The sequence below is a fragment of the Mesorhizobium sp. WSM3873 genome (assembly GCF_001672445.1).
In the GTDB taxonomy this organism is placed as follows: Bacteria; Pseudomonadota; Alphaproteobacteria; order Rhizobiales; family Rhizobiaceae; genus Mesorhizobium.
Window position 1 is genome coordinate 96,120 of sequence record NZ_LYTM01000014.1, and the last position, 25,246, is coordinate 121,365.

The following is a 25,246-nucleotide window of genomic DNA, read 5'->3' on the forward strand; positions in this document are numbered from 1 at the left end:
AGGTACCTACGCCTGATTGTCCACGACCAGTTTCGGCTTTTTGCGCCGCAGCCGTTCCGATCTTTCCTGGGCGGCCTTTCTGATTTCGGCGGCTTTGTCGAGGGCGTAAGGCTTGGCGGCCGCGATCAGGCCGTCAAAATGATATTTGTTGGTCATGCTGCCATTGGGCGTGTGGCGCCGCTCTTCCCGCTCAAGGAGGCCGTGGGCCTCCAAGGCGGCGATACGCTTCTGGATGGTGCGCGTCGTGACGCCGATCGCCTTCGCGATGGTTTCCACGGACGGGTGTGGAACATTTTCCGGCAGCCACCAGTACTGCACCAGGTGGATGATGATGTTCATGTCGAGGGCGTCCAGGCCCAGGGCCTGCTGCTTCTCGATGATGATGTTCGGGAACGCGCTCCAGCCGGTGGCCATCAGCGCCCTGGTCCATTTCTTCTCGTTGGTGCGCAGTTTTTCTGCGTCGGCTTTGGCGGCTACGGGCTGGGCCATGGATGGCTCCTCGAGGTTTTGACAATGCACACTATCAGCGCGACCTCTCGCTCGGGCAAGGGGACCAAGGGTGAACCCATGTTCGGGGGGCGCACGATCCAGCATGCGCCCGGCCCGTGAATCCAAGATCGGGGGCCGGTGATGCCGATTTCGCCCAAAGAAGAGGACTTGATAATACGAACTGATGATTAGCCAAAGCGTACTATATGCAAGCGATACAGGAGCGCCCCTGTCCCAAGGTTCGCCCGGTCAGACAAGCTTGAGCCATCCGACCTTTATATCGCGCAGATTGCTGGTGCCGGCCGCAACGCGTCAATTGCTGATGCTGCGATTTGGAAAAAGTGCTACGGGAACCAGATTTAGGCCGCAGCCGTTTGACCAGACGCCTCTTAAGGCAAGAATCTTGCAGGGCCGCTGCGTCAAGTGCGACCACAGTCAGAGCGCCGGCGGGCGGCAATATTGCGTTTTCGGGCAGGTTTGTGGCACTATATTGTGTGCTTTTATTTCATTCATCTACTAGATGGAGTATGCCACATGCGTGAACCGGGACTTGACGGCCGCCACCGCGACCAGGACGGAAGAATCAGCGAAAAACATGGAAATACCAAGGTCGAGACGCTGCGTCAGACCTACGGCGAGGACTTCGCCCCCGGGATCCGGGGCGATGCCAAGCTGTCGACACTGCTCAAGCGGGAAGGCGTCTCGTCGTTGAGCAAGCTTCTGAAGAAAAAGTAGCCAAACTGGCCACGGGGAGCGTTGGGCCTCTAGCGGTGGCTTCGGTAATAGGGACGGACATAGGTCCCGTTCTTGCGGAAATAGCCACGGACGTAGTTGGTTTTAGGCAGCCCGGTGATGCAGCTGATGGCGCCATATTGGTTAGGCGATACGCATCCGGTCGGGCTTCCCCCGGTCGACGGCGTGTAAGTACCCGACGGCACCGCACTTGGGCCTTGCGGCGCTGCTGAAGCAATTACGGGCGTAGCTGCGCCGGCGCCGACCGTGGCTGGTGACAGGTTTCCCAGAACCCTATCGGCGTTGTTGCCGAACGCCACCAGGCCAGTTCGGCCGTCCGAGGTTTCGATGTAGCCGGATCCGCTCATGCCGTCAGCGGCGCGAGTCACGACCGCGCTGCCGAGTTTGCCGTTGGAACAGGTTACCGGCACGGAAATGATGGGCGTGGTGTCGAGGGCGTCATAGGTGCCGCTGCAGGTGAGGGCCCCATCGGCGGTGGCGACTTTGAACGTGCCGCCGGAGACCGCGGCAGTGGTCGTTCCCACCATCGATGTGCCGTCCGAAAGCTTCACGGCTGCCGGAAGGGTGACCGATCCGCACGCGGTGAGCGACATCAGGGCGACCACCAGAGCCGGCAACCGAGCCCTCATCATGCTCGCCCTCACGCCGGCGGCAGCGGAATCGCGGAGAGCTTGCAGCCGTCGATGACCCGCTGCATCGCCGAGGTGGAGCCCCGGGAGCTGAATGACGCCGAATCCCGGTTGCCGGCGATGTCGTAGCCGACGTTGACCTTGCCCTTGGAGGTCTTGATCTCCTGGATGGCGGCCATCACCTCCGGCACCCTCCCGACGGCCACGATGCCAGCGTAGTTGTCGTTCCAGGCGCGGACCGACGCCTCGAGCTTCAGGGGCGCCGCACCACTGCCCTGAAGGAACAGGTCGCCGGACCTTCGGGCACCTCGTCGAATTCCTTCTTGCGCATGATATACGCGACGAACAGCGTGTCTTTACTGTCGCATTGAACAACCAGAGAGTCTCTGAGGCTGCCTTCGGTTGCGATGACTTTAGTGATACCAAAAACGTCGGGGCCTTCCGTGTTGGCCTGCCAGGCCAGCGACGGCGAAACATTGCACATGACGGCAACAGATGCCGCCAAAACTGATTTGAACATATGAAATGCCCCAAGCCGATGGAAGAAAAGCAGAAAGGACGGCGGTTGTCGACAGTCAAACACCGCAATTCACTTGCGAATGTCTCCTGGGCGTTTGCGGCGCGACGGAGAGCCATCCCTTAAGCATTGGTCGTCGAGGGATGGCCATAGGGTGGGGGTATTCCTGCTGCGTCAGTTGCCGTATCCCAGCAAGCGGCGGATCCGGTGCCATAGGCTTGCGAAGAAGCCGCGTTGCTGTCCACGATAATGGTCCTCACGGCGGCGGTGGTCGAACTGGAGGGCGGCCACGGTCTGGGAGGCCGTCATTGGGCGCAGCCAATCCACCCGGCCGTCGGTGATGTAGTAATGGGAGTTGCAGGGCAACTGCCCGCTGCCGATGGACGGCCGGACGGTCGGCTTGCCGTTCCGCACCGTGACCGTCCACCCGGCAGGGCCGAGCGAGACCGGAACCCTGCTGCCACATCCACAGGCGCAGAGATGCATCGCGATCTTGTACTGGTCGGATACATAGAGGACGCCCGGCTCGAGCGCTGCAGGGATGTAGTGGACCGCCTCGAGCCGCAAGGTACTCACGCGTCCGGCTCCACAAACAGGCGGGGCAGGGCAGTGTTCATTAACAGATGATAGGCCGGCAGCGACTGAGCGTAAAATCCACAGTGCTGCTTGTAGCAGAGCATGGCGAAGCTGGCGTTCAGGGCGTTCAATTCGGCGATCTGGATATTAGCCCGGTATTCATCGCCTGGCGGGTCTGTGAGGGGCACCAACCCTTTCGCACAGATCTCGGCTGCATTCGTAGGTTTCAACACCGTGGTGCGGATCATGCCGGCGAGCGGTCCGTTCTGGCGGACGAGGCCCATCCCGACATCGAGGAACGGAATGCCAAGGCGGATGAGAAGATCGAAAATCTCCGCGCGGGCAGTGCCGCTGTCAACACAGACAAAGACGAATGTGACGCCAACGAAGTCCGCCTCGGAGCTGCCGTCGATGGCTTTGGTCTCGAGGCGGAGCCCTTTGCGGAAATTCTCGTACCGCGCCTGATAGACCTCTGCTTTCGACTTGCCGAGCTCCTCGTCCAGCAGCCGGCCGGGTGACCGGAAGGCGTTATGAACGTGGAAGGGCTTGGGGTCATATCCCCGGATCTCGAGGACGTTGGTCTTGACCAGAAAATCCAGCACGTAGGCACCGGTGCCCCCCAAGCCGATGATCGCCACGACTTCCTTGGCGAACTTGGCGGCGAGGTCGCCGATCAGCGCCCGGCTGGTCAACGTGTCGCTGTAATGGAAGACGCTGTCGGGGCCGGCGTCCTTGTCGACGTTGAAGGTGAACGGGTTGGCTTCCGGGTATCGGTGACGGGCAGGGCCGGACAGGATCGACAGGTAATGCTCGATCTTGGTGAAGAAGTCCGGGAGGCCGCTAGGCGGCTTGTTGGAGAACGACCGCTGCACCACGACGTCGGTTTTGGCGAGCGGAACTGTCGCGGGGCCGCCGGCAAGGGATGGGATCGGGTTGCCGTCGAGGCCGTAGGGCACGCCACCGGCGAAAAACACCTGGTGATCGAAAGGTTGTACGCGCTTGCCGTCAATGCCCTTGAGAGCGGTCACGATCGCGCCCCAGCAGAGGTTGCCGCCGGCATCGAGGTACGGGATATCCCTGACGACAAGATGGTCGCTGTCGAGCCGGAGCGCGTAGCCCCGGTCGATCAGCTTCTGGATGTCGGGATTATGACTCGCTAGTTGGAATAACATGGAATTCCATTCCATCCTTCGCCTTCACCGAGCCCCCGGGAGCGAGCGTGCCTTCTTTGGGCTTGTCGCCGCGGGTGTACGTCACGGAGTAGATCGTCTGCGGATGCTGCGGGTAGGTCGGGTCGAAGTAGGTCACCACCTCGACATAGGTCAGATCGTCCTTTTTCGGCACCTGGTGCGCGGTGCCGTTCACCACGATGGTGATGGTCTTGTCGTGACCGCCCTTCTTGTCGTCGTTCTCAGCCATTTCCATATTTCCTTCTGTTAGCCCTTGGGAGGGTAGGGATCGTTGCCGTAGGAGTTGGAGTCGCGGATCTGCCCGTTGGGGCGATGGATCACGACTTCGCTGCCTTGGTTGATCGCGATGCCGCGAGCGGATGCGATCGCCGCAGCCTGGGTCGGGTGGAGCGAAGTCGCGCGGTTGTTGCGGGCGCCGAGCACCGCCCACTGACCGTCACGACGCACAACATGCTGATTTTTGCCCATGAAAGTCTCCATTAAGGTTCATTTGCTACAAACGCGTACTACTATATCTGACGGGCCGGCTTGCGTCAATGCCAGCGGTATGGTCTTGTACTGCCTGATCTGACGGCGCGCCGCTGTAACTCTGGAGAAAGACTGAATGGTAGAATTGGCGGTCAGGCTGAAGCAGCTGCGCATGCGCAGCGGGAAATCCCTGCAGGAGGTTGCCGACGCGGTGGGCGCCTCGAAGGCGCATATCTGGGACCTTGAGCGCGGCGCCAGCAAGAACCCCTCCCTGATCCTGCTCAAGGGCCTCGCCGACTATTACAAGATCGGCATCGCCGAGCTGGTCGGCGAAGATCCGGATGCGGGGACCGACGAACCTGAGCTGGTGGCCCTCTATCGCAACTTGAGTGAGCTCGACCCCGAGGATCGCGAGACCATTGCGATGATCGCGGAGCGGCTGAAGGCCAGCCGCAAACCATGAAGATCACTCGGATGGACCTGGCCGATGCGGCCAGTCCCGAACGCCTCGTCCTAGAAATTCTGAAACTCGAGCCGGACCTGGCGATCCCGGTTCCGATCGAAGAGCTGTGCCTGAGGCTGGATATTCTTGAGATCGTGCCCCTGACCACAAAAGGTTACGAAGGCGGTTTGATCACCACGCCAGACAAGTTCAATGCGACGATCCTCTTCAATCAGGGGAGCCGGCCGGAGCGGCGGCGATTCACCATTGCCCATGAACTCGGGCATTTCCTAATCCCGTCCCATCTGCCGTCGGCCGACGGACGTTTTCTGTGCACGCTGCAGGACATGCGGAATCTGAAGGACGGGGAAGCGAACCGGCGCGAGAAAATGGAGGTCGAAGCAAACCGCTTTGCCTCTCAGCTGCTGATGCCGCCGCCGAAGTTCCGGGTCGACGTGGCGGTAGGGCGCGATCCGGATCTCCGCCAGCTGGTGGCCGTCGCCGACAAGTACGATGTTAGCAAGGAGGCGGCCGGCCGGGTGTATGTACGGTTCCGCGAGGAGCCCGTTGCGATCCTGGTGACGCACAACGGCAAGGTCCTGCGTGATTACCGCGGCCCGGCGTTTCCTTTTCTGTCGGTGCCAGCCGGAGCCCAAGTTCCTGACTATTCGCTGCTGAGGCGCCGTCGTCATCAGCTTGGTGTGGCCAGCGAGATCGACGAGACCGACGCCGGCGTGTGGCTCGACATCCGCAGAGGTCAACAGCCGGCGAAGCTCTATGAGCAGGTGCTCCTGCAGCGCGACGGCTTTGCCCTAGTCATGTTGTCACGCGACCTGGCATCCGCCGACGACGAGGACGATGACGAGGAAGCGGAGATGACCTCGGCCGAGCGGCTGAAACGTCGCCTTCATCCGGACCGGTAAGGTGCCTGGGGTGTGCTGAGACCACACCGTCACGGGCGGCTATTTGTAGCGGCCACCGAACAGATCGCCCACCGCCCGCCGCCCGAGGCCAGATCGCGCTGACGCAGATGCTCGGGCTTGTCGTGCCGGCCTCGCGCGGGACCTCGCACAGGATTGTCGATCGGCGCCGTATGGGACGTGAAATGCGGGGGTGTTCCCCCGCACCCCCTCTGGGAGCACCGAGAGCACTGTTGAGCACAATGGGGTTACCGGATAACCGGGAGCACTACCGGGCCGAGCCAAGCCACTGATTTCCCCGGATATCTCAAACCAGCGCAATTCACAAAAGTCAGCGAGTTGACATCATATAACGCGGTGATATCTTACGGATCGCCAACATATGCCGATTCGAAATCGTCTATACTATACCTTAAGTCATTGATTATTTTATACTTTTATACTAACTTATTGTCATCACCCGATTGGCGTCCAAACCCGATCGAAGAGCGTGAAGGTCGCGGGGTCCAAACCCGCGGCTACCCGATGCGGGCGGTGTCCAAAACCGGTCGCTTTTTTGACAGCCACGGGTCCAAACCGCGGCGGGAATGCTGCCGGCGTCCAAAACCGGTCGATCGAAGTGACAGGCCGCGGGATCCACCCCGCGGCCGCTACCTTAACGAGGATCGCTATGACGATAAAACCTGTCTCTAAAAAGACCATCCTTGAGAAACAGGCCGAAATGCGTAAGCAGGTTTTCGGCGAGCTTGACCCCGCCCTGATCTGGCACCGCAAATCGGCCAAGGGATTCACGACGATTCCGCGGACGATGCCGCTGCTCGGCGCCATCATGGACGGCCTCTCCGGCAAAGGGAAACCGCTGTCGACGGTCTACCTTGAGCTCTGGTGCCGCAGCAATGATGACGGCTTCGTCACGCTGAGCAAGCAGGCCGAGACGGCATACGCGTCGGGCTTTTCTGGGGAGAGGGCGGTTTCCACCTGGAAAGAGCGTGTGAGAAGGCTTGAAGAGCTCGAATTCCTGATGACGAAACCGGGCGTCTCGGGCAACCTGCATTACGTGCAGCTCTGGAACCCATACCGCGCTGTCAAGCATCATCGCGATCAGAATACCCCAGGCTTCAGGCATGAACTCTACAACACGCTGGTCGAACGGGCACTCGACATCGGAGCGACGGACCTCGACTAAACGGTAACGGCGAGACTGAGGGATGGGTCGTCAGAGTCGCTCATGTTTCTCTGCTGTTAGCGCAATGTCGAGCGCGGCTTTGGCCGCGCGCAATTGTGAGACAGAGCGAGCACCACTGCGTCGCGTTGTTGCTATTCTCCGGCCTGATCGTCAGCGCGCATTAAAGATCAGAGCGCAGACCCGCATCTATTGCTTCGTCAGAGAAACCGCGGTCGATCGCCGCTATCAACCGCTCACGTGATCTCAAGGCGTCATGATGGGTCTTCGCGTTGGCGTAAAAGGCGACGTGCACCGCTCCAGTCGCTTGGTCTACTTCGTCGAAGTCTATCCAAACCGGCTCAAGTTTGAAGTGCACGTCCCATTCGTCCGTGTGGGCGGATTGCTGAAGTGTATCGGAGACACCGTTGCAAAGACGAGCCCAATCTTGCGGTCTAACAATATCATAGTGGCTACTCGTCAATTGGATATATCCGCCTGCAACGCGGCGCCGCCCCTTTGGTGCCGTGGGATCAACGTGGTGCCCTAGGTCACAACCGATTGAAAACAAGGTCGTCCGCGTGGTGGCAATCCGAACCAAAAATGCTCGCAGGGCCTTTGAAGTCTCGGCCTCTGCGATGCTCGCAGCCAACTCTGGTCGGCCGCGCAGGTCCACAAAGCCCCTATTGCTCCGTGTTGAGCTGAAGAACGCTGGATAGGGCACGCTGGTATGCACTTCGTTGCTTTGCGAGTTTGTTATGTTCACCGGCATCGCTGGAATCTCCGCGTAACCAAATCGGCTGTAGCAGTGATATCCAACTTGCCGCCTGAATCGCCAGCGTGCATAGATGCGACGTGTGTGAGGAGATTATTCCCATGGCGCAGACTTCTATCGAGTGGACAGATGTAACATGGAATCCTGTCGCAGGCTGTTCAATCGAATCGGACGGCTGCAAATTCTGTTATGCGATGCGAATGGCTGCCCGCCTTGAGGCTATGGGCGTCGAAAAATATCGGGGACTGACTAGGAAAAGTGGCGGTCGCAGCAAATGGACTGGCAAGATATCGCTAGACGAAAAGGCGCTTGCGGCGCCGCTTAAGTGGAGAAAGCCGCGTCGGGTGTTTGTCAACTCAATGTCGGATCTCTTCCATCCGAGCGTTCCAGCTGTATTCGTCGCTGCAGTTTGGGCGACGATGACCAAGACGCCGCATCATACCTATCAGATACTCACAAAGCGGCCGGCACAGATGGCTGACATGCTGCGCTCTTCTAATCTGCCGGTGCTCCCGAACGTCTGGTTGGGCACCAGCATCGAAGACCGTCGCGTGGCATCGAGGCTCGATGATTTGCGGCGCGCACCTGCATTCATCCGTTTCGTGTCCTTTGAGCCCCTGATCGGGTCCGTGCATGGGGTGAACTTGGACAAGATTGACTGGGCCATTGTTGGCGGGGAGAGCGGCCCGCATGCCCGTCCGATGAACGTCGTCTGGGTGGATGAAATTGAAACGATGTGCCGAGCTACTGGCACAGCCTTCTTTTTTAAACAGTGGGGCGGCAAGAACAAAAAGGCTTCTGGCCGGCTGCTTAACGGCGAGATTTTCGATGAAATGCCAGCAGGATATCAGCTTTAGGCCAGGTGGGCTTGACTTCCGGCTCTTCAATTGCTGCAATTCCGGCGGCTTTTGGGGATTTTATCTATTCCACGTTTCGTTTGGAATACCGATGGGACGCTGCCGGGCGCAAGCGCGCATAGCCTAGCGAAGCTGCGCCTCATTGATTTTTATCTCAAGCGCTACTTTGAAACGGTCGCTGTCAATCCCGCCATGGATGTGCTGCGGGTCACGTTTGTCGATGGGTTCTGCGGTGGTGGAGCCTACAGCGATCGGGGTACGACCGTCGAAGGCTCGCCGCTAGTGCTGCTTGGCGCGGTTGAAAAGGCCCGGAGCGCACTTAATGAGGGGCGGACGAAGCCGATAAACATCGACGCCCAATTCTACTTCATTGACAGTGACCAGACAGCCATCGAGGCTCTGCGAGAAAACTTGGCAAAGGCAGGGCACCTAACCCGGCTCGGCCATGATATTCACCTCACAAGAGCCCCATTCCAACGGGCCTTTCCCGATATCAAGGCCGCAATCAAAGCGAGGACTAGGGGCAACGTAGGCCGCTCGGTTTTCGTTTTGGATCAAAAGGGATACACCGACGCGCCGCTGACCTTGGTCAAAGACATCCTTGAGAGCTTCTCCGGTTGCGAGGTGATCCTGACGTTCGCGGTCGGTTGGTTGATTGACTACCTGAGTGACAAGCCTCAGACCCTAAAGGCCGTCGCACCCCTCGGACTTTCGGAGGGTCAGATTCGAGAATATTTGCAGCTGAAGGACCAAAGGGGCGGACGGATCGTCATAGAGCGTCTGCTTCAACAACACCTCCGCCGAGAAACCGGAGCTACCTTTTCGAGTCCTTTTTTCATTCGGTCAGCTGAAGCCAATAAGGACCTGTGGATTATTCACCTCTCAAACCATGTAACTGCACGGAACGTGATGGTGGAAGGGCATTGGCTGATCAAGAATAATTCGCTGCATTTCGGAACCGGCGATTTCGAGATGATGGGCTTTGATCCTCATTTAGACCCAGCAAGCACCCCAGATTTCTGGTTTGGAGACTACGAGCAGGAACTTATGCGTGAGCGCCTCAGAGACGGAGTGCTCAGGCGGTTGCGCGACCGCTACGCTTCAGAGAGCGTCGAATACCTCACATTCCTGCGAGAGGCTGCGAACGAAACACCCGCTAGGTTGGCCGACTTTGACCACGTTGCTTCCCTTCTGGTGGATGAAAAGCAATTGAAACTCGCGACCGCAGATGGGCAAAGTCGACGTGGCAGGCGCCCGGGTCGGCGCGACCTCATCGGCATACACCCACAAAGCTCCTTCCACTTCATTCGGCACTCGACCGAGACCAAACGCTGAGTAGGCCACATTGGAACTGCTCAAGGCCAAATGGGACGACACCTGGGCTGGATACTGTTGCGACCGATAATTTGGTGCCAAGTACCGAGCATCGCTCTGCCGCCGCCGGCCGTGACCATCCTCACCCCGGACGCACTTCGCCTGCAGCACGAACCGCAGGCCGACTGCGCCCGCTACGACAGCCTCAGGAGGGCAAGCTGATGGAACGCACGCAGGTTCTGGATCTGATGGGAACGCTGAAGCTCTATGGCATGCGAGGAGCCTATGACGAGGTCATGGCGACAGGTATCAAGCGCCAGCACGAGCCGCCGAGGATCGTCGGCGATCTGCTGTCGGCCGAGATCGCCGAGAAGCAGGCTCGCTCCATCAAATACCAGCTCACCGTCGCCAAGCTGCCGATCGCCAAGGACATCGATGAGTTCGACTTCGACGGCACGCCGGTCAATGAGGTGCTGGTCCGGGACCTTGCCAACGGAACCTTCGTCGCCGACCAGCGCAACGCCATGCTCATCGGCGGCACCGGCACGGGCAAGTCGCATCTGGCAATCGCCATTGCCCGCGCCCTGATCCGCAACGGCTCACGTGGCCGCTTCTTCAACGTCGTCGATCTCGTCAACCGGCTCGAGACCGAGCACCGCGGCGGCAAGCAGGGCCGTATCGCCGACTACCTCACCCGGCTCGACTTCGTCGTGCTCGATGAGCTCGGCTATCTGCCCTTTGCCCAAGCCGGCGGGCAATTGCTCTTCCACCTGATCAGCAGGCTCTATGAACGGACCTCGATCATCGTCACCACCAACCTGGCGTTCGGCGAATGGCCCGCCGTCTTCGGCGATGCCAAGATGACGACAGCGCTCCTCGACCGTCTCACCCATCATTGTGAGATCATCGAGACCGGAAACGAGTCCTGGCGCTTCAAGAACCGCGCCTGATCACCCCATCAGCTGCCAAGCGCAATCCGCGTTCGCCCGGGCTGCGCAACCCTGACCAGCTCCGCCCGGGCGAACGCTGACCGCTGCGCACTACAAACGGGGGGGGTCAAAATTGGACGCCGATCCAGGGTCAGTTTTGGAAGCCGTTTGACAGTGAGGTTGCGCAGCATACCAAGGCTATCAGGCCCATGTTCCTGATGCTGCATGACGCCTACGGCGTCCAAAGGGACAGCAAGCACACATACGATCTTGCGAAGGATTGCATGAATTTTTTGGGCGCCCGATACGGCCCGACGCGTCCGTTGCTAGTGGACGAATATCAGAACTTCACACCCACTGTTTTGCGGGAGCTGCTGCATCTTCAGGAGCGGTGCGGCTTCGCTTTACTGCTCGCCGGCAACACTCATCGGTTAGCGGGCACGAGGCGTGATACCCACGCTGTGGATCAGATCGAAAGCCGTATCGGGATGCGTTTCGAGATCGGGCAGCCGACGCGTGAGGATTGCGTGAGGATCGGCGCCGAACACAACGTTGAGGGAGCAGACGCCTACGAAGCGATTGTCACCTATGGTGAGAACACCTCCCTTCGCGCGCTTTGCCACCTCCTCCAGAACTGCACCGCCGGTACCAGCGGCTTCGGCAGCATTCGACTTCCCCGGATCGAGACCACGCTTCACGGCATGTCGTGCGGCAGCGATGTGCTCAGGCTTCTGCACGAGCGCCGAAACGACGCCGCAGACGACCTCCGCAGCCCGGCTTAATTCCGGACAGCGACAAATAATTCCGGACGGCACAACGGCATACTGGTGTGCCGTCCAGAATTACGGCCCCCAAAGCAACCTGCTAGGTCTGCATCGTGTCCGGACCAAATCATTGGCGTGGTGACTCGTCGCTGCTAAAGACCCTATTTTTGCACTCCAAGGCGAAGCCGGACCGAAGCCTAGGTCTTTGGCAAAACCAAGCGCGAACTGAAGAACCGTCGTTTCATTCGAAGCGACAGATCCTTGGCCCTCGATAGCGATCGGCAGTTCTATTTTGCCGGCGGGTGAGGTCACGCGAGCATTAAATAAAAGCTGGCCACCGGGCCGCTCCTCAACTGTTATCAATTCGACAGTTGCCATTGTTACTCTCCCACTCGTCACCCGAATCCCTCACCTCGGTTGGCTGGGAATTGCAGTTTTTCGGCTCTAGTTCGGTCGATACCTTGGGCCAACGAGGGGCTCGTTCAAATCAGGCGATTGCGTTCCGCGAGTTCGCGTGCCCGCCTCAGAGTGCCGTCGGTGTCAGCGATCCTGCGCCTTGTTGCTTCGTCGGTTCTAATCGTCAGCCGAGCTGAGATAATCTTGGGTGACTTGGTGACCGCCTCGATCACCAGGGGCGGTGCATCCGGTGTTTTCAAGGTTCTCATTGGTATTATCCTTTCAACTGAATGACTGCAGGAGCAGTCGACATTCGGCGGTTGCTCCACATGACCGGCCCAGAAGCCCTGAACCGTATTGTGGGCCTGCCAATTAGGATTCCCGGCCGGCCACTTCCCGCCGCTTGGCGTCCTGAATGTTCATTTCGCCAACAATCTTTTCCGCCCGGCGCGTCTTGATGCCGACCATCATCTTCTTCTCGAACTCGGCGGGCTGGCCGGTGAAGATGTCGAAAACGGTCCAGCTGTTCGGCTCGTCCATCCGAAGCGCGTAGCGGTTTGCCATGCTCGCATCCTTCTCGTTTTCGCCTCTCCACGAATGCCGACCGAGTTCAGGCTTTTAAGATGACAAAAACCGAGGCCAGCAAAGCGGTAATCCAGAGCGCGACACACACCTTTAAGGCGAATGGACCATATGAAGAGAGTGCCGCACCCATGCGCGTCCCCATCATCAAATTTGCGCTAGTCCGCGCCGTCGCCACACTCAGCTGCGCCTTGGTGCCAAGCTTGCCGAAACCGCGGTGCAGTTCATGCTTGGAGGACACTCCGGATGTGCTCAACATGCCAGGCTTGGTGGTTGGCGCGGCTGTCGGGCGACCAAGCCTTAACGGCAATTTCTTTCGCGTGGCGGAACGGGTTCGCATACCCTTTCTATAGACTGCTTTCCTAGCGATAGATAGGAGAAGCGAAATTATTTGCCAACCCCGCAGATAATTCGTCGAAATAATTGCGGAAACGGGGAAAATTTTGCGTGGAACGAGGAAAAATTCTGCCGCTTTTTGAGCGATGCATTTGAGTTTTTATTTGACCAATAAAATAAAGACGCGGAAGCACCTTGTTCCCAGCGCAATTGGGGCGCATATATAAGTCCGTTGATTTTTGTCGAGGTCATGCGTGAAGCCTCGCCATCCGTATCCGAATTTTCGATAGCGAATGCATTGCGCTGCTCCCGGCGCGGCATCTCGCTACGTTCGTACCCTGAAGATGATCCCGCGCTGACCAAGGATGTACGAGCGGCATCCGAGATTGTTTCGCCGGTTGGCTGGAACTGAAGCAGTCGGCGCATGCGCACGTTTCCGCAGAGAGCCGCAAGTGACCACTCGCACTACGTCGACCGTCGTTCGCTTCAATGCAGCGTTTTTGCTGCCCGGCTTCGATGCGCCGCAACCGGCTAGAGAGTATCGTGTCGATCTTGATGAGGAGGCTCTCGAAAGCGCTTCCCACACCGCTTGGTGCCGCGTGGCCGCGTTCATTCACCTGCCAGCGATCTCCTTGAGGGGGTCCAAGGAACAAATGGTGCAGATTGAGCCGGCATTACTCGAGGCGGCGCTCGACAAGGACCGGAGACAACCATGACCACCCTCATGCAACGCAAAGCACGACCCATCCAGCACGGAGCCCCGGCGCGCCTTTTTGACATCGGACAGGCGGTCCGGTTGAAGGGCGGTCTCGGCGTCGGTCCAAAGACCGGCGAAGTCTACCGTGTCACTCGTACCCTGCCTCCGAGGGGAAACTCGCCGCAATATCGCATCCGCAGCGACGCCGAACCGCACGAGCGGGTTGTCACGGAGGACAGGCTGGAACCGGTCGCCGAAGTATCGCACGGCGGCATAACTCATCAAAAGGACGTTCGGACATGGCCAAGGGACAGAAACGCTCGAACAGAGAGATCAGGAAGCCGAAGCAGGAAAAGCTTCCGCTGAAGCCTGAGAGTGCGTTCGGCCAAATCAAGGGCGCCGGCGGCACCCACGCCCAAAGCAAGAGCAAGGGCTGACGGCAGGATGATCGTGCGCGACGAACTCGGATGAAGGTCGTGATCCAATTCTATCGCACGCGCGTTGCCGACGACGCGCACGCCGTTGTCGGCCGTGAGACCGTGGACGCGGCCGACCTCGACGCGGCGATCGAGATCGCGCGGCTTCTGGCGAGGACACTGAACATGCCCAATGGCCAGATGCCGTCGCCATTGCCGACGCCGAGGGTGCGACGGTCTATTCCAGCGTTATTGCTGCGCAGGGTGACATGGACAAAGGGCCGGCATCATGAACGCCAGCAACCATCGCACCGATGCAGCTCGCGAATTATCCGCTAATCCAGGCGAGGACAATGCGGCCGGCGCGCAGGCATGCGACTTTGGGGATCATCAATATGGCCGCCGCGTCGAAGTCGATCGTTCCTGGACCGTCTATCACGTCTTCACGGGCATTCCAGCGCATGTGAACGGCGCCTCCATGATCGGGCTCAGCCGTTCGGAAGCGACGAGAAGCATGCTGTCCCTCAACTTTTGCAACAGGGAGCGCCGCAAGCAGAGGATCGCCGCGCGCTTCTTCGTTGCTCCCGAGACACCGGCAGATCAGTCATGACGCTCGCGTTCCCGAACCCCACCCGAAGTTTCGATCAGGAGCGTAACGGCGTCTACTTCATCGGTCATGACGGCATGTTTCAAATCCGTTTCTTCATCGAGGCCGAGGCTCTGGCCAAAAACGGCATTGTCCTGGGTGGGAAGGCTAGCGTGGAGACGGCCTATCTTTCGGCATTCGATGGCCTGCGAACCTCCATCCAGCACGTGGCAGGCAAGGTTTATGCGCGCCACCGCCGCGACTCCTACACTTTGACCGCCGCCGATTTCAGGTAGCAGCATCGGTTGCGGTCAAAGCGGGTGAACAATCGACCCGCCGCGCTCGTCTTTCCATACAATTGGGCGTAGGGTGCACGATGGCTGGCAAAAAATTCCGGGTTCCCGTGGTTGTCTATGTCGCCGGTCCGATCGGCTTCACTCTGATTGAATCCGTTGCACAGGCCTCGGATTTCCTGTTTGACCATTGGCCTGGAAATGACAGCCCGGCGTGGACTGACGCGATGAAGTGCTGCGCCGAAGATAGTGCTGCCGATGACGCGAGTGCGGCATTCCTTACCGCGCTTAAGGGTGCGGGGATCGGGTACGACCGCACGGTTGAGATTTACTGAGCTTGGCGAACGACTGCGCGGTTTGAAGCCGCGCGCTGGCCGGGTAGCGATCAGCCAGCATTCGGCGCCTTGCGGACTACCAGATAGGGAGAGTTCGAATGGCGATGAAGCCAAACTATCGATACGAGCGGAGTCAACGAGACAAGGCCAAGGCGGCCAAGAAAGAAGCCAAGCTTGCCGGGAAAGCTGCGAAGGAGAAACCCATAGAGCAGAAAGAGGCGCGAGAGCCTGCTGCTGACGAAAGCTGAGGCATGGCGATGACGCAGCGCGAGACAGACAGCTTCGAAATCGACGTGGAATGTCCCCGTTGCCATCATCAGGCAAAGACCCTCGTCGGCTGGATTCGTACTCACACCCAGATGGAATGCTCCAACTGCGGCGACATCATTGACATTGAGAGCAAAAACTTCAGGTCGCACGAACAGCGCTAGGAAAGCTCTATGATACCGTCCGAGCCGCGGTCGCCGCGCCTAGCCGTTCTGATCGATGCCGACAATGCCTCCGCCAAGATCGCCGACGGGCTGTTCGAGGAGATCGCCAAGATTGGCGAGGCCAGCGTGCGTCGCATCTACGGCGATTTTTCAAGCTCGCGTTCGAAAGCGTGGGCCGACGTTCTTTCGAAGCACGCAATCATACCCCAGCAGCAGTTCGCCTACACAACAGGCAAGAACGCCTCCGACATCACCCTCGTGATCGACGCGATGGATCTGCTCCATAGCGGTCGGTTTGATGGTTTCTGCCTGGTTTCCTCCGACAGTGATTTTACCCGGCTGGCCGCCCGCATCCGCGAGCAGGGCATCGACGTCTTCGGCTTCGGCGAACAGAAGACGCCCGAGAGTTTCCGACAGGCATGCCGGCGATTTGTCTATACCGAGAATCTGCTTCCGTCTGCGCCGGGCAACGAACCTGAGGCGGTATCGAGCGTGAAGCCATTGCAACCGCCCTCAGCGGCCGTGCCGATCATCCGCAAGATTATCGCGCAGATGGAAAGCGAGGATGGCTGGGTTCCGCTCGGTGCGGTCGGCACGCAGCTTGCCAATCTGGCCTCCGACTTCGATCCCCGCACCTTTGGTTTTCGCAAGCTAAGCGATCTCGTCCGCAAGACGAACGCGTTCGAAATCGACCGCCCGGAGGGCGGGACGTTGCGCATAAGAATCAAACCGCAGGCAGCGCGAAGGGGAGGGCGGAAGGCGTGACCGGTACGGCGTAGCTATCCGAGTCCTTGCAGGTTGGCTATTTATCGACCGTCTGGCTTTTCCATGCTCGCCCGGTCCTGTTCGGTGCGCAGCTGGTCGAGCAGATCGATCAAGGCTTCGCCTTCGGGCGAGCCAGGCCCGCGGGCCATGAACGTCTCGATGTCAACCTCGGAGGGTTGACCGCCCGAAGCCCGGTTTGGCTCGTGCCTCACGAAAATCTCATCGCGCTCGCCGACCTTGACGACCAGCCAGCGGTCGCCGTTGGAACTTGTGTAGAATGCCCGTGACGGGTTTGACATGGCGGACCTCCTTTGACTTGTCTGCAAACGGCATCACGCTGGTCGTCTATTCATGTCGGTTGGCCAGGTAACTACCCTCGGCGTGGGGATAGATATATCCCGCGTGTCCCACGGCAAGCCCGCTCCGTTATTGCCCCACCAGGATACCAGCCTCGCGCGCAGCCAAAGCGAACGCCCGCCGAACGCTCGATGTGGGCTTTTTGTCCGCGCTGGCATCGTGGCAAGCCTGGAGCGCGGCGCGATGTGACGGTCCACGCTTGCCCGGCCACTTCCGAAGCAGAAATGACGAGCATTCGTGAACGTCAGTGATGATCGTCTCGGCGCCTTGAGCACTAGCCCGAACAGTCACCGGCTGAGTGAATTTGGGATTTTGCATCGCTGTCCTTAGGGCATCGACGCTTGGATAGCGAGGCAATTCCACGTTCCGCCCCAATTCGCGCGGGACCTCCCAGTTCGCCGTCAAGCCGCTTTGTTGACGCGAGGTGTTTCTCCTGGTCGAGGATCTGCTGAGCAGCTTATGCGTCTTATCGTGCTCGAGCCTCCTTCGCCCATTCCCCCAAAGAGCCGGCCGGGCAATGTCATGGGTGCTCAACCGCCTGGCAGGCCGCCAGCAAGCCGGCATTCGAGGATCGGGCCGCCGACTTCCAAGCGAGGCCCTTCGATAACGTCGTATTTCTCGCCGGAAGTCTTCTTGCCGGTCGACTTGAACACCTGTTCGATTTTCGTGAGCTGACCCTTCGTTTCCTTAAAGTGGTCCTCCGCGCTGGAATTGGCAGGGAGAAAGAGCGGACGCAACGAATGGTTCTGTGTCACCACCCGGCCTGGTGACTTTCCGCCACTCGCGGTGATCGTCCCGCCATCCAGGTCGGATGGTGGATTACGCAATCAGCTGCCGAGTGCCATTCCAGAACCGCCTCGCCAGTTGGAAGCTCGTCCGTCAGTGAAGAATTATGTCCGGCCGCGCCTTGTTTAGAATAGAGTGGGCCTATGTTGCAAATATCGATCTTGGCTGTCGAACTTTGTTTCTAACGCGATACGCGTCTTCGGCGATCTTCTCCTCTCAAAATCGATCTGAACCGTTTGCCGTGTATCTTGCACGGCAAGCAATTTTCTATGGATGATTGAAAGGAAATCGCCATGAATACGGGAACCGTAAAGTTCTTCAACGCGACCAAAGGCTTCGGCTTCATCGAGCAGGGTGGCGGCCAGCCCGACGTCTTCGTTCACATCTCCGCTGTCGAGCGGGCCGGTATGCGCTCACTTGTCGAGGGGCCAGAAACTCAGCTTCGAACTCGTAAAGGACAACCGTAACGGCAAATTCGCGGCCGAGAACCTGCAAGCCGCATAAATTATTGCACTGGCGGTTGACCACGAATGTACTGGCACTGGCCACAGAACGCAAATGAGAGAGGTCAGGCAAGCCCGGCCTTTTTTTCTTTTCCGATTGGGGAGCGCATCATGCGACACCCTGAAATACCGCAAGGAATATTCAAACCCAAGCCGACCGCGATCGAAACGAAGCAGGACGCCACAACCAGGGCAGCCCGCCAAATTTTCGACGGTGAAGACGCCGCGCGAGAACAGAAGACCGAGCGGTTAGGGCTGGCGAGGCTTGCCAGTGAGGCAACAAATACGCACACGCCGGCGGCGAAGAAGCCAACGAACGGGCGTAAGCACGGCTAGCTGTATCAGCGATACGATCACAACAACGGGCAGGAAGTTGCGACGGGTTTGTCAGCCATGCCTCAAGTTCTGCTGTCAGTTGCCGGAAGGTGGCGCATAATACCAGCTTGCCCCCTGCCCAAACGGGGCAAGCCCGGCCCGCCCAACCATGGCTACTGGAACTACCCCAGGCCGGGCACCCTGAGACGAGCCGTTTGCCGGGGCAAAGTCTTAGAAAATTTAATGTCAGTCGCTACAAAGGCGGCGCAAAGTGCGCATCTGCCCTCTCGCTGAACGGGTAAGAGGCCCGGCCTGATACGCCCAAGTCCCGCTGACTTCCCCACCCCAGGCCGGGTCGCCCCAGCTCCACTTGAAGGCGAGCTGCGTGGCCCGGTCAGTCACCCAACCCATGGACTTTCGGGCGCCGGCCTCCAACGGCCCGGCCAAGTCATCTTGGTAGCTGCGACCTCCGGTCTGTCCTCGCTCGCGACCTTGTGAGAGGTCGCGGCTTCACCGGACATAGTTCAAACCCTACGGCTATCATTGCTTCCCGACCTTAGAGGAGATCTTCTCGCGCCTTTTTCGCGCGAATAACTGCACTGTCTGAGCGCGGCCATAAATGCCTCGGCTGCCAGGTCGCATTTGCGCTTGGATGGACCGTTGCTCTGGATCACAATTTCGGCCTGCCTGGTTGTCAGGCCGTGCTTTGCCGCAAACTCGTCTATGTCGGCTTCCGTCCAGCACGACCGCTTCACACCTTGCATCTTAACGAAATCGTGAGAAGCCAACGCGGGGCCGTTCATAAGGTTTCAGATGAATGTCGGGAGCCTCAACTCGGCTGGGCACCAGAGCCGTCTTTCTCGTCGGGCCGCTTATAGGGCGTCGCCACGCTCTTGGTCTCTTTTCGTTCTGCACTCTCGAATGGCGGGCAACTTACATAGCCAGGGCTATGGCCTCGGCTAGACCCTGCCGCCCTCACGCGCCTGAGGCTGTAGAACGGCCCGGCAGTCATCTTGCTTCGGGGGAAGTGGTCGACGCGCCGCCGGGCCGAGGTGGTCGGGGAGTGGGTAGCCAAAACCCCGGACAGCGTTAACCATAGCGTCACGGCGGGCGATGGCAATTGTTGTTTGGGTCAGCCGGCGAAGGCGTGACCGATCGCGAAACCGATACCGATGGCAATGCGCGTAAAGAACTGGCCGGCAGCGTCTAGGGCAATGACGCGGACCTTGGCCCAAATGACAACGCGGGGCTCTCTGAGGGCAGTGGCGATATCATCGAAGATCGCGGCCATAGCAAAGATCCTAGATCGAAACGGATTCGCTGTGAATCCTCCCGTCCTCTGGTGCGAAGACACCAGTTCTTAGCGACTGCTGAAAGAAAGATCGCCGGGCGAGGAACCCCAAATCCTCAAGCCCGGCGCACTCATCCTGATCCCCATCAGGAGTCCGGTGGAGGAACGGCAGTTTCTTTGATGCAAAGCGGATGCCAGCAGTTTGGTCCCGAAGTGAGACAGGCAAGCTACGCTTCTAGGCGTCTGTCTCTAGCGGTTCGTGGCCCGGCTGTTCATGCCAGATCACTTGTCGCAGATCGCGCCAGTCGACCGCCTATCCGCAGACCGGGCACTTGTGGAAATGGTCGCGTTCGTTGACGTATTCCTTGCTGTGGCGGCGGCCGATGATTGGCGGCCCGAGATCGGACAGCTTGGTCACGTCGCCTTGGCCACAACCGGCGTCTCCCTTGTCGGCGGTTTGTAAGGGGTCACCACTCTGACCGTATCGGCATTCACCGTGACAGGAACGCCTAAGTTGATGGTCACTTTGCCTTCGTCTACGCGGGTGACATCGCCTCGCAGCTCGATCTCCTGGCCCTGCTTAGCCTTCGAGATCCGATCAACGATGGAATGGGGCTGCCCATAGGACGGGATCGACACGCTCACTCGATCCTCGGTGACGCGCCTGCGAACTTTGGCTCTAATCGCGACCTCGTCGCCAATGTTGATGCTACCCTTTGCCATGAGTTGAGTCTGGCGCGGCGACTGTCTTCGTCAAGCTTGAGCTAATGTCTACGAGTAGAATAGATTGTGGGTCAGAGATAGCCCGCCGCCAAGTCCTCCGGGCTATCCTTTTCGACAACCCAGAACTGCATCGAAGCTGCAACCAATCACGCGCCCGTGAGTTGCAGGTGAGTGGTCGATCCCTTCGGGGGTGCAGCCGCGCGGTGGCAACCGAAAAAGCCCGTCGCTTACGCTGATTATCCGCGACGGGCTTTTTTGTGGGAACCAAACTGGTCAAGTCGCGTTGCGGACCACTGGGGACTTTTCCTATGGCCGAAACCGGGCAAGAGCTTAGCGACCGCGCGCGGGCACATAAGCAATTGATCGTGCAGTTCCTAACCCGGGAGACCGGCATCACCGAAGCCCAAGCGCGCGACCTCGTAGACATGATCGGCAATGCCCCGGCTTCGCTCCTTCGAGAGGCGCGGTTGCTGAAAAAGCTGTAGCGCGACCCAACAGAGCAGCGCTGCGAAGGCCCGTTAACGGATGCCCGTCACGCCAGGCAACGGGATGGCCGGCATCTATTCACTTTCTTCGTCGGCGGCATGAGAGGGGTGTACGCCGTCGGCTCTATCAAATGATGCAGCCGAGGCGAAGGTTTCAGGGGGAGGGACCAAAGCGTCAGCTCCTCAGAGTTCGGTCGCGCCGGGCGGGAGGGAACAATTCCATCAACCAATCCCGTTGGGTGTCGCGGCGTGTGTCCCCGGCCAAGGTTCACCGGGCCGCGTGGGGGCATTTCCCCCGGAGCCCGTTCGACCCCCCTCAGGCGAGCGGGCTCTTGTTTGCCCGGAATCAGTGCAAGAACGCGGCGTGCGTGATACCGTTACCGTCAATGGCTCTTGCCGATGACATCCGCATGGTGCGCGGGCATGTTAGCCTGGGTAGACGACACATCGCCCAGCAGCGGGAGCACATAGCCCAATTGGAACGGCTCGAATCGCCGATCGCCAAGGCGCTTGAATTCCTCGAACTTCTCGAAACCACGCAGGAGCTTCACGAACTGCATCTATCGCGGCTGCTGGCAAAGGCTGCTGGATGAGAAGCTATCAAATGATGCAGCGAGGCGAAGGTTTGCATACAGGGAGACGCAAGCTTACGGTTAGCTTTCCTATCCATCGTGGCAATCAGCGCCGCCTCGTCTGTCGCCCCGTTCTGGAAGGCTGCGATCAACAAGCTACCCAGCCATTCCCTTTCGGCGGCGTCGGCACTTGCGGGTAATAGCTTCTGGAGCACTGTTTCAAGCATCGCCATGTCGTCGGGTCCGAGAATACTGTTTGGCTGGTGCACCCCCAGGAACCTCTGCGGCCCGGCCCGCTTAATCTAGGTGACACAGGATTATCACGGGTCGGGCCACCCCACCCCTTGAAAAGGTGGGGAGCATTGATCCTGCATCCAAATGAGCGGACTCGCAACTAACGAGATTTGCGACTGAAGTCCGATGTTCCCGGGCACAAGTTGTTCAGCACTCGCCTGAAGGGCGGAACTCATTTGATCGGGAACTGAACCCGGTTCCTGTAAGTTAATGCGCACCGCCGGTAACAGCCAAATGGATATCGGCGGCTGAGAGACAGCTCCCGTCTGCGACTGGAGGCGGCTATGTCCGATGACCCTGTCAATCCCTTCCCGCGCACACTCTATAACAACGACTTTCGGCTGATCGCCGAGACAAGGGAAGCTATCGACCGTTCCCGTCAGAAATTGCGTGAAACCAGGCCGCTGGTTGACCCCCACCGGTTAAGCCCCCTTATCACCCGGAACGCGGTCTCGATCTCTGACACCAGGGATGGATGGCGCGTCGTGGTAGAGGAATGCGGTGTAGGCACGATCAATGCTCATTCCGGGAGCGGGTGCCGGCCTTTAACTTTGCCGAAGCCCAGCTGATGCGGCTTGGTCTTCATAGGATGACGGACAACTGATCATCGGGCGGCCTGCATCCCGCGTTGGCGGAAAACCGGGTGGAACAAAGGCCATTTCCATCACAAAAGTGGGTCGGACAATGGACGACACCGGCTATTTCATGGCTGTTTACAACCGAGACGCTCCGGCTTCGCGCCGAGGGCCAGCTGATAGTGGCTGCCGTCAAGACTGAGCGGGAACGAGCGCAACGAGTCCGACTGGAAATCCAAGCACTCCGCGATAGTCAGATCGCGCCCGGCGGAGGCCCAACCGGTCTAACCACCGGGCATCCGTAGCGGCTGAACACTCCGAGCACCCGCGCGCCTTGTCTGCCACGGCGGGCCTGCCTCGATTACAACGGAAAATTCGGCTGAGAGCGAGCGTTCCGGCGTTTGGGGTCAGAAACCGCGGATTCCTGGAGACGGTATGTGCAACGATTACGAGCAGCACATCGCTTGGGCTGAATACTGCCGCATGATGGAGTCGCTCGCTTTGCAGGGTTCCCAGCCATCAGAATGAACTCGACCTGCCCCAAGCGGACGACCTCCGCATCAACGATCCGGCGCCAATAATGCGCGTTGCCGGCGATGCAATCGAGCTGGCCTCAATGACGTTCGGCTTCCCGCCCTCTGGCCCAAAAGGCGGGCCGGTGTTCAATTTCCGGTCCGAGGGGCGACAACTCGCAAATAGCAAGCGCTGCCTTATACCGGCCTCAGCTTTCGTCGAATTTACCAGAACGAAGCACCCGAAGGCGAAACATCGCTTTACGCTCAACGGCTCCCCGTTCATCGCGATAGCCGGTCTTTGGCGGAGGCGGCCGGCAACAAGCCGCCGTCCTATTGAGCCGGATCGAGAGCTACCCCGAGCTCGGCGACAGAATCCGGATCCTTGCTCTACACTGGGACATTTCGTCGGCAACGCCTTGATCGAAACCGGCGGCTAGACCAGCGCGCCGTCTGCATCAAGGCCGGAGCGATTTAACGAAAAAAAATAGGCCGGTATTCTCGCGGACGCCTTGTCCCCATGGAACCGAGTCTCGCTAGTCGACTTATGAGTGAGGTGGGCGCAACCCAGGGCGACATGGCCAACTTCCGCAAACGAATGTCACCCGGCCGCGAGAACGCAATGAACTCGCGGCGAGCCAAGGCGCGCAACCGCTGCATCATCGTCATCGGCGCCTCGGCGGGTGGCGTCGAGCCTCTGAAAGCGATCGTGAGCGACTTGCCTGCGGATCTGCCGGCGGCCGTCTTTATCGTGCTTCATGTCGGCCAGGTCAGCTATCTGCCGGGAATTCTCGACCGGGCGGGAGCGCTGAAGGTCTCCGTCGCCAGGAACGGTGAGTCCTTCAAGGCCGGCAACATCTATGTGGCGCCGCCTGGCTTCCATCTTCTTCTGCATGACGATCACATGATGCTGCGCCGCGGCCCGCGCGAGAACCTGGCCCGGCCAGCGGTAGACCCTCTGTTCCGTTCGGCAGCGTTAAGCTATGGCGCCAGCGTGATCGGGGTGCTGCTGTCGGGCTCGCTTTCCGACGGGACCGCCGGCTTGCGGGCTATCAAGGCGGTCGGGGGCCTTGCGGTGATCCAGCATCCCAAGGACGCGCTGGTGCCTTCCATGGTGGAAAGCGCGCTGCGTTATGTCGACATCGATCTTTGCGAACCCGCCGCCAAGCTTGGCGGCTTGTTGGGGAAGCTGGCGGCCGAGCCGGCGGGCGAAACCTTGGTGGCCCCGCCAAGGGTCAGGCTGGAGGCCGCAATCGCGGCACAGGAGCATTCGACCATGCAAAAAGCAGATCGACTTGGCCAATTGTCGGTGTTTACATGCCCGGAATGCCACGGGCCGCTGTGGGAGATCGAAGACGGTGACATGCTGCGTTATCGGTGCCATACCGGGCATGCCTTCACTGCAGACGCGGTCATGGAGGCGCAGGCGATCGAGGCGGACGAAATCCTGTGGAGCTTGCTGCGGTCGCATCAGCAGCGGGCGGAGTTTGCCCGGCGCATGGCCGAGCGTGAAAAGGCACAGAACCGTGCCACACTCGCTAACGAGTTCGGCAAGCGGGCGCGGGAATACGAAGCGGATGCCTCCGTCATCGAGCGCATCCTGGAAAGCAGGCGGACACAGGTAACAGGCAATGGCGCAGGCGGCGAGGAAGGCAAGCACAAGGAAGGCACGGACTAGCCCGCCCCAGGATGAGAGAGAGCCCGCGCTGTTCCCCGTCATCGGCATCGGCGCCTCGGCGGGCGGCATCGCGGCGTTGCAGAAGTTCTTTCCGGAAGTGCCGGCCGACAGCGGCTTTGCCTATGTCGTGATCCAACACCTCCATGCGGAGCATGAGAGTGTGCTCGCCAGCATCATCCAGCGCTCAACCGCGATCGAAACGCAAACCGCGGCCGAGGGCATGGAAGTCGAGCCGGACAAGATTTACGTCATCCCGCCCGGTGTCTCGGTGACCATACAGGGCCAGCGTTTTCACATGGCCAAAATGGCCGCCACGCGCGTAAAGCGCACGCCGATCGACGATTTCTTCACCTCGCTGGCGCAGGAGCAGTCGGAGCAGGCGGCCGGGCTGATCCTGTCCGGGACCGGCAGCGACGGCACCATCGGTCTGAGGGCGATCAAGGAGCACGGCGGGCTGACGCTTGCGCAGGCAGGCGCCGAATATGACGGCATGATGCGCAGCGCCGTGCAGAGCGGCATGATCGACATGGTGC

42 protein-coding genes and 2 pseudogenes are annotated in these 25,246 nt (G+C 59.6%); 23 read left to right on the forward strand and 21 right to left on the reverse strand.

Features of this window, described 5'->3' with window-relative positions; genetic code table 11:
* Positions 1-6 precede the first annotated feature (6 nt).
* On the reverse strand, positions 7-594 hold the full coding sequence (locus A9K71_RS12640) for a helix-turn-helix domain-containing protein (protein ID WP_197092116.1): 588 nt from the start codon (positions 592-594) through the stop codon (positions 7-9).
* Between the two features lie 429 nt (positions 595-1,023).
* Here A9K71_RS12640 and A9K71_RS12645 point away from each other — a divergent pair, with 429 nt between their 5' ends.
* Complete coding sequence (locus tag A9K71_RS12645; RefSeq protein WP_066995541.1) at positions 1,024-1,224, forward strand: hypothetical protein; 201 nt, start codon at positions 1,024-1,026, stop codon at positions 1,222-1,224.
* Between the two features lie 29 nt (positions 1,225-1,253).
* On the opposite strand, the gene A9K71_RS12650 is transcribed toward A9K71_RS12645, so the two are convergent.
* The 7 genes from A9K71_RS12650 to A9K71_RS12675 all read right to left on the reverse strand — a co-directional run bounded on the left by A9K71_RS12650 (position 1,254) and on the right by A9K71_RS12675 (position 4,622).
* A complete protein-coding gene (locus A9K71_RS12650) occupies positions 1,254-1,859 on the reverse strand; it encodes a hypothetical protein (RefSeq protein ID WP_156319989.1) in 606 nt (201 codons plus the stop codon).
* 23 nt (positions 1,860-1,882) lie between these two features.
* On the reverse strand, positions 1,883-2,050 hold the full coding sequence (locus tag A9K71_RS31405) for a hypothetical protein (RefSeq protein ID WP_156319990.1): 168 nt from the start codon (positions 2,048-2,050) through the stop codon (positions 1,883-1,885).
* Positions 2,051-2,124: 74 nt separating this feature from the next.
* Positions 2,125-2,391 carry a hypothetical protein gene (locus A9K71_RS12655; RefSeq protein WP_156319991.1) on the reverse strand — a complete coding sequence of 89 codons (267 nt, stop codon included), beginning with the start codon at positions 2,389-2,391 and terminating at the stop codon, positions 2,125-2,127.
* A gap of 171 nt (positions 2,392-2,562) precedes the next feature.
* Positions 2,563-2,964 (reverse strand): DUF6527 family protein, encoded by a 402-nt coding sequence (locus tag A9K71_RS12660; RefSeq protein ID WP_066995548.1) that lies wholly within the window; start codon positions 2,962-2,964, stop codon positions 2,563-2,565.
* A complete protein-coding gene (locus A9K71_RS12665; protein WP_245299605.1) occupies positions 2,961-4,151 on the reverse strand; it encodes a ThiF family adenylyltransferase in 1,191 nt (396 codons plus the stop codon). Before A9K71_RS12665 ends, A9K71_RS12660 begins: the two co-directional genes overlap by 4 nt.
* A complete protein-coding gene (locus tag A9K71_RS12670; protein ID WP_082980491.1) occupies positions 4,111-4,383 on the reverse strand; it encodes a multiubiquitin domain-containing protein in 273 nt (90 codons plus the stop codon). The genes A9K71_RS12665 and A9K71_RS12670 overlap by 41 nt, the downstream gene beginning before the upstream one ends.
* 17 nt (positions 4,384-4,400) lie before the next feature.
* Positions 4,401-4,622 carry a DUF2188 domain-containing protein gene (locus A9K71_RS12675; RefSeq protein ID WP_066995618.1) on the reverse strand — a complete coding sequence of 74 codons (222 nt, stop codon included), beginning with the start codon at positions 4,620-4,622 and terminating at the stop codon, positions 4,401-4,403.
* A gap of 136 nt (positions 4,623-4,758) precedes the next feature.
* Between A9K71_RS12675 and A9K71_RS12680 the strand changes: the two genes are divergently transcribed.
* The 3 genes from A9K71_RS12680 (at position 4,759) to A9K71_RS12690 (ending at position 7,170) form a co-directional block, all read left to right on the forward strand.
* Complete coding sequence (locus tag A9K71_RS12680) at positions 4,759-5,085, forward strand: helix-turn-helix transcriptional regulator (protein ID WP_066995555.1); 327 nt, start codon at positions 4,759-4,761, stop codon at positions 5,083-5,085.
* Positions 5,086-5,096: 11 nt separating this feature from the next.
* The gene (locus tag A9K71_RS12685; RefSeq protein WP_197092117.1) at positions 5,097-5,987 is read left to right on the forward strand and encodes an ImmA/IrrE family metallo-endopeptidase; all 891 of its coding nucleotides are present in this window, start codon (positions 5,097-5,099) and stop codon (positions 5,985-5,987) included.
* Positions 5,988-6,540: 553 nt separating this feature from the next.
* The gene (locus A9K71_RS12690; RefSeq protein WP_245299606.1) at positions 6,541-7,170 is read left to right on the forward strand and encodes a hypothetical protein; all 630 of its coding nucleotides are present in this window, start codon (positions 6,541-6,543) and stop codon (positions 7,168-7,170) included.
* Positions 7,171-7,330: 160 nt separating this feature from the next.
* Here the strand turns inward: A9K71_RS12690 and A9K71_RS12695 are convergent, their stop codons facing one another.
* Positions 7,331-7,918 carry a hypothetical protein gene (locus A9K71_RS12695; protein WP_066995559.1) on the reverse strand — a complete coding sequence of 196 codons (588 nt, stop codon included), beginning with the start codon at positions 7,916-7,918 and terminating at the stop codon, positions 7,331-7,333.
* 104 nt (positions 7,919-8,022) lie between these two features.
* Here A9K71_RS12695 and A9K71_RS12700 point away from each other — a divergent pair, with 104 nt between their 5' ends.
* The 4 genes from A9K71_RS12700 (at position 8,023) to A9K71_RS12715 (ending at position 11,803) form a co-directional block, all read left to right on the forward strand.
* Entirely contained in the window at positions 8,023-8,778 is a 756-nt protein-coding gene (locus A9K71_RS12700) for a DUF5131 family protein (RefSeq protein WP_066995561.1), read from the forward strand.
* A gap of 30 nt (positions 8,779-8,808) precedes the next feature.
* The gene (locus A9K71_RS12705; RefSeq protein ID WP_082980484.1) at positions 8,809-10,113 is read left to right on the forward strand and encodes a three-Cys-motif partner protein TcmP; all 1,305 of its coding nucleotides are present in this window, start codon (positions 8,809-8,811) and stop codon (positions 10,111-10,113) included.
* A gap of 200 nt (positions 10,114-10,313) precedes the next feature.
* The gene (istB, locus tag A9K71_RS12710) at positions 10,314-11,042 is read left to right on the forward strand and encodes an IS21-like element helper ATPase IstB (RefSeq protein WP_066995568.1); all 729 of its coding nucleotides are present in this window, start codon (positions 10,314-10,316) and stop codon (positions 11,040-11,042) included.
* A gap of 188 nt (positions 11,043-11,230) precedes the next feature.
* Positions 11,231-11,803, forward strand: coding sequence for a hypothetical protein (locus A9K71_RS12715; RefSeq protein WP_245299607.1), 573 nt, complete (start codon positions 11,231-11,233; stop codon positions 11,801-11,803).
* 464 nt (positions 11,804-12,267) lie between these two features.
* On the opposite strand, the gene A9K71_RS30315 is transcribed toward A9K71_RS12715, so the two are convergent.
* The 4 genes from A9K71_RS30315 to A9K71_RS31410 all read right to left on the reverse strand — a co-directional run bounded on the left by A9K71_RS30315 (position 12,268) and on the right by A9K71_RS31410 (position 13,525).
* Complete coding sequence (locus tag A9K71_RS30315; RefSeq protein WP_082980485.1) at positions 12,268-12,450, reverse strand: hypothetical protein; 183 nt, start codon at positions 12,448-12,450, stop codon at positions 12,268-12,270.
* A 103-nt stretch (positions 12,451-12,553) separates the two neighbouring features.
* Positions 12,554-12,745, reverse strand: a complete 192-nt coding sequence (locus A9K71_RS12720) for a hypothetical protein (protein ID WP_066995571.1) — start codon at positions 12,743-12,745, stop codon at positions 12,554-12,556.
* A gap of 46 nt (positions 12,746-12,791) precedes the next feature.
* Positions 12,792-13,004, reverse strand: a complete 213-nt coding sequence (locus A9K71_RS12725; RefSeq protein WP_156319992.1) for a hypothetical protein — start codon at positions 13,002-13,004, stop codon at positions 12,792-12,794.
* A gap of 146 nt (positions 13,005-13,150) precedes the next feature.
* Positions 13,151-13,525: a hypothetical protein gene (locus A9K71_RS31410; protein ID WP_156319993.1), complete on the reverse strand. Its 375-nt coding sequence runs from the start codon at positions 13,523-13,525 to the stop codon at positions 13,151-13,153.
* Positions 13,526-13,551: 26 nt separating this feature from the next.
* Here A9K71_RS31410 and A9K71_RS30320 point away from each other — a divergent pair, with 26 nt between their 5' ends.
* The 9 genes from A9K71_RS30320 (at position 13,552) to A9K71_RS12755 (ending at position 16,622) form a co-directional block, all read left to right on the forward strand.
* Complete coding sequence (locus A9K71_RS30320) at positions 13,552-13,815, forward strand: hypothetical protein (RefSeq protein ID WP_082980486.1); 264 nt, start codon at positions 13,552-13,554, stop codon at positions 13,813-13,815.
* Between the two features lie 280 nt (positions 13,816-14,095).
* Positions 14,096-14,233, forward strand: coding sequence for a hypothetical protein (locus A9K71_RS32045; RefSeq protein ID WP_197092118.1), 138 nt, complete (start codon positions 14,096-14,098; stop codon positions 14,231-14,233).
* Between the two features lie 30 nt (positions 14,234-14,263).
* Positions 14,264-14,551 (forward strand): hypothetical protein, encoded by a 288-nt coding sequence (locus A9K71_RS30330; protein WP_343221323.1) that lies wholly within the window; start codon positions 14,264-14,266, stop codon positions 14,549-14,551.
* A complete protein-coding gene (locus tag A9K71_RS12735; RefSeq protein WP_066995579.1) occupies positions 14,502-14,822 on the forward strand; it encodes a hypothetical protein in 321 nt (106 codons plus the stop codon). Before A9K71_RS30330 ends, A9K71_RS12735 begins: the two co-directional genes overlap by 50 nt.
* Positions 14,819-15,094: a DUF1488 domain-containing protein gene (locus tag A9K71_RS12740; protein WP_066995581.1), complete on the forward strand. Its 276-nt coding sequence runs from the start codon at positions 14,819-14,821 to the stop codon at positions 15,092-15,094. Before A9K71_RS12735 ends, A9K71_RS12740 begins: the two co-directional genes overlap by 4 nt.
* Before the next feature lie 80 nt (positions 15,095-15,174).
* Positions 15,175-15,426 (forward strand): DUF982 domain-containing protein, encoded by a 252-nt coding sequence (locus tag A9K71_RS12745; protein WP_066995584.1) that lies wholly within the window; start codon positions 15,175-15,177, stop codon positions 15,424-15,426.
* Positions 15,427-15,524: 98 nt separating this feature from the next.
* Positions 15,525-15,674: a hypothetical protein gene (locus tag A9K71_RS32050; protein WP_170950436.1), complete on the forward strand. Its 150-nt coding sequence runs from the start codon at positions 15,525-15,527 to the stop codon at positions 15,672-15,674.
* A 3-nt stretch (positions 15,675-15,677) separates the two neighbouring features.
* Positions 15,678-15,857: a hypothetical protein gene (locus tag A9K71_RS31415; protein ID WP_141245576.1), complete on the forward strand. Its 180-nt coding sequence runs from the start codon at positions 15,678-15,680 to the stop codon at positions 15,855-15,857.
* A gap of 12 nt (positions 15,858-15,869) precedes the next feature.
* Positions 15,870-16,622, forward strand: a complete 753-nt coding sequence (locus tag A9K71_RS12755) for an NYN domain-containing protein (protein ID WP_066995625.1) — start codon at positions 15,870-15,872, stop codon at positions 16,620-16,622.
* 41 nt (positions 16,623-16,663) lie between these two features.
* Here the strand turns inward: A9K71_RS12755 and A9K71_RS12760 are convergent, their stop codons facing one another.
* The 4 genes from A9K71_RS12760 to A9K71_RS32895 form a co-directional block, all read right to left on the reverse strand.
* The gene (locus A9K71_RS12760) at positions 16,664-16,921 is read right to left on the reverse strand and encodes a hypothetical protein (protein WP_066995590.1); all 258 of its coding nucleotides are present in this window, start codon (positions 16,919-16,921) and stop codon (positions 16,664-16,666) included.
* A 127-nt stretch (positions 16,922-17,048) separates the two neighbouring features.
* The gene (locus A9K71_RS33015; RefSeq protein ID WP_343221326.1) at positions 17,049-17,543 is read right to left on the reverse strand and encodes a DUF982 domain-containing protein; all 495 of its coding nucleotides are present in this window, start codon (positions 17,541-17,543) and stop codon (positions 17,049-17,051) included.
* The gene (locus A9K71_RS12765) at positions 17,510-17,806 is read right to left on the reverse strand and encodes a DUF892 family protein (RefSeq protein ID WP_245299608.1); all 297 of its coding nucleotides are present in this window, start codon (positions 17,804-17,806) and stop codon (positions 17,510-17,512) included. Before A9K71_RS12765 ends, A9K71_RS33015 begins: the two co-directional genes overlap by 34 nt.
* Before the next feature lie 84 nt (positions 17,807-17,890).
* Positions 17,891-18,148, reverse strand: a complete 258-nt coding sequence (locus tag A9K71_RS32895; RefSeq protein WP_280940551.1) for a hypothetical protein — start codon at positions 18,146-18,148, stop codon at positions 17,891-17,893.
* Between A9K71_RS32895 and A9K71_RS32900 the strand changes: the two are divergent.
* Positions 18,059-18,269, forward strand: a pseudogene (locus A9K71_RS32900) (cold-shock protein). The gene A9K71_RS32895 and the pseudogene A9K71_RS32900 overlap by 90 nt on opposite strands.
* A gap of 26 nt (positions 18,270-18,295) precedes the next feature.
* On the forward strand, positions 18,296-18,604 hold the full coding sequence (locus tag A9K71_RS12775) for a hypothetical protein (protein ID WP_245299609.1): 309 nt from the start codon (positions 18,296-18,298) through the stop codon (positions 18,602-18,604).
* 1,111 nt (positions 18,605-19,715) lie between these two features.
* Here A9K71_RS12775 and A9K71_RS31420 read toward each other — a convergent pair.
* Positions 19,716-19,874, reverse strand: a complete 159-nt coding sequence (locus A9K71_RS31420; RefSeq protein WP_156752646.1) for a hypothetical protein — start codon at positions 19,872-19,874, stop codon at positions 19,716-19,718.
* A 414-nt stretch (positions 19,875-20,288) separates the two neighbouring features.
* Positions 20,289-20,597: a hypothetical protein gene (locus A9K71_RS12785; RefSeq protein WP_066995596.1), complete on the reverse strand. Its 309-nt coding sequence runs from the start codon at positions 20,595-20,597 to the stop codon at positions 20,289-20,291.
* Positions 20,598-20,905: 308 nt separating this feature from the next.
* Here A9K71_RS12785 and A9K71_RS31425 point away from each other — a divergent pair, with 308 nt between their 5' ends.
* Positions 20,906-21,082 carry a hypothetical protein gene (locus A9K71_RS31425; protein ID WP_156752647.1) on the forward strand — a complete coding sequence of 59 codons (177 nt, stop codon included), beginning with the start codon at positions 20,906-20,908 and terminating at the stop codon, positions 21,080-21,082.
* 383 nt (positions 21,083-21,465) lie between these two features.
* Here A9K71_RS31425 and A9K71_RS31430 read toward each other — a convergent pair whose 3' ends face one another.
* Both A9K71_RS31430 and A9K71_RS12790 read right to left on the reverse strand, forming a co-directional pair.
* Positions 21,466-21,642, reverse strand: a complete 177-nt coding sequence (locus A9K71_RS31430; protein WP_156752648.1) for a hypothetical protein — start codon at positions 21,640-21,642, stop codon at positions 21,466-21,468.
* A complete protein-coding gene (locus A9K71_RS12790; protein WP_066995599.1) occupies positions 21,630-21,887 on the reverse strand; it encodes a hypothetical protein in 258 nt (85 codons plus the stop codon). Before A9K71_RS12790 ends, A9K71_RS31430 begins: the two co-directional genes overlap by 13 nt.
* Positions 21,888-22,958: 1,071 nt before the next feature.
* On the opposite strand from A9K71_RS12790, the pseudogene A9K71_RS32535 reads away from it, so the two are divergent.
* From A9K71_RS32535 to A9K71_RS12800, 3 genes and pseudogenes are all read left to right on the forward strand, one after another.
* A pseudogene (locus tag A9K71_RS32535) lies at positions 22,959-23,375 on the forward strand (SOS response-associated peptidase family protein).
* Between the two features lie 282 nt (positions 23,376-23,657).
* The gene (locus A9K71_RS12795; RefSeq protein ID WP_066995627.1) at positions 23,658-24,713 is read left to right on the forward strand and encodes a chemotaxis protein CheB; all 1,056 of its coding nucleotides are present in this window, start codon (positions 23,658-23,660) and stop codon (positions 24,711-24,713) included.
* A partial coding sequence (locus A9K71_RS12800; protein ID WP_197504226.1) for a chemotaxis protein CheB occupies positions 24,667-25,246 on the forward strand: 580 nt, incomplete at its 3' end. The genes A9K71_RS12795 and A9K71_RS12800, both read left to right, overlap by 47 nt.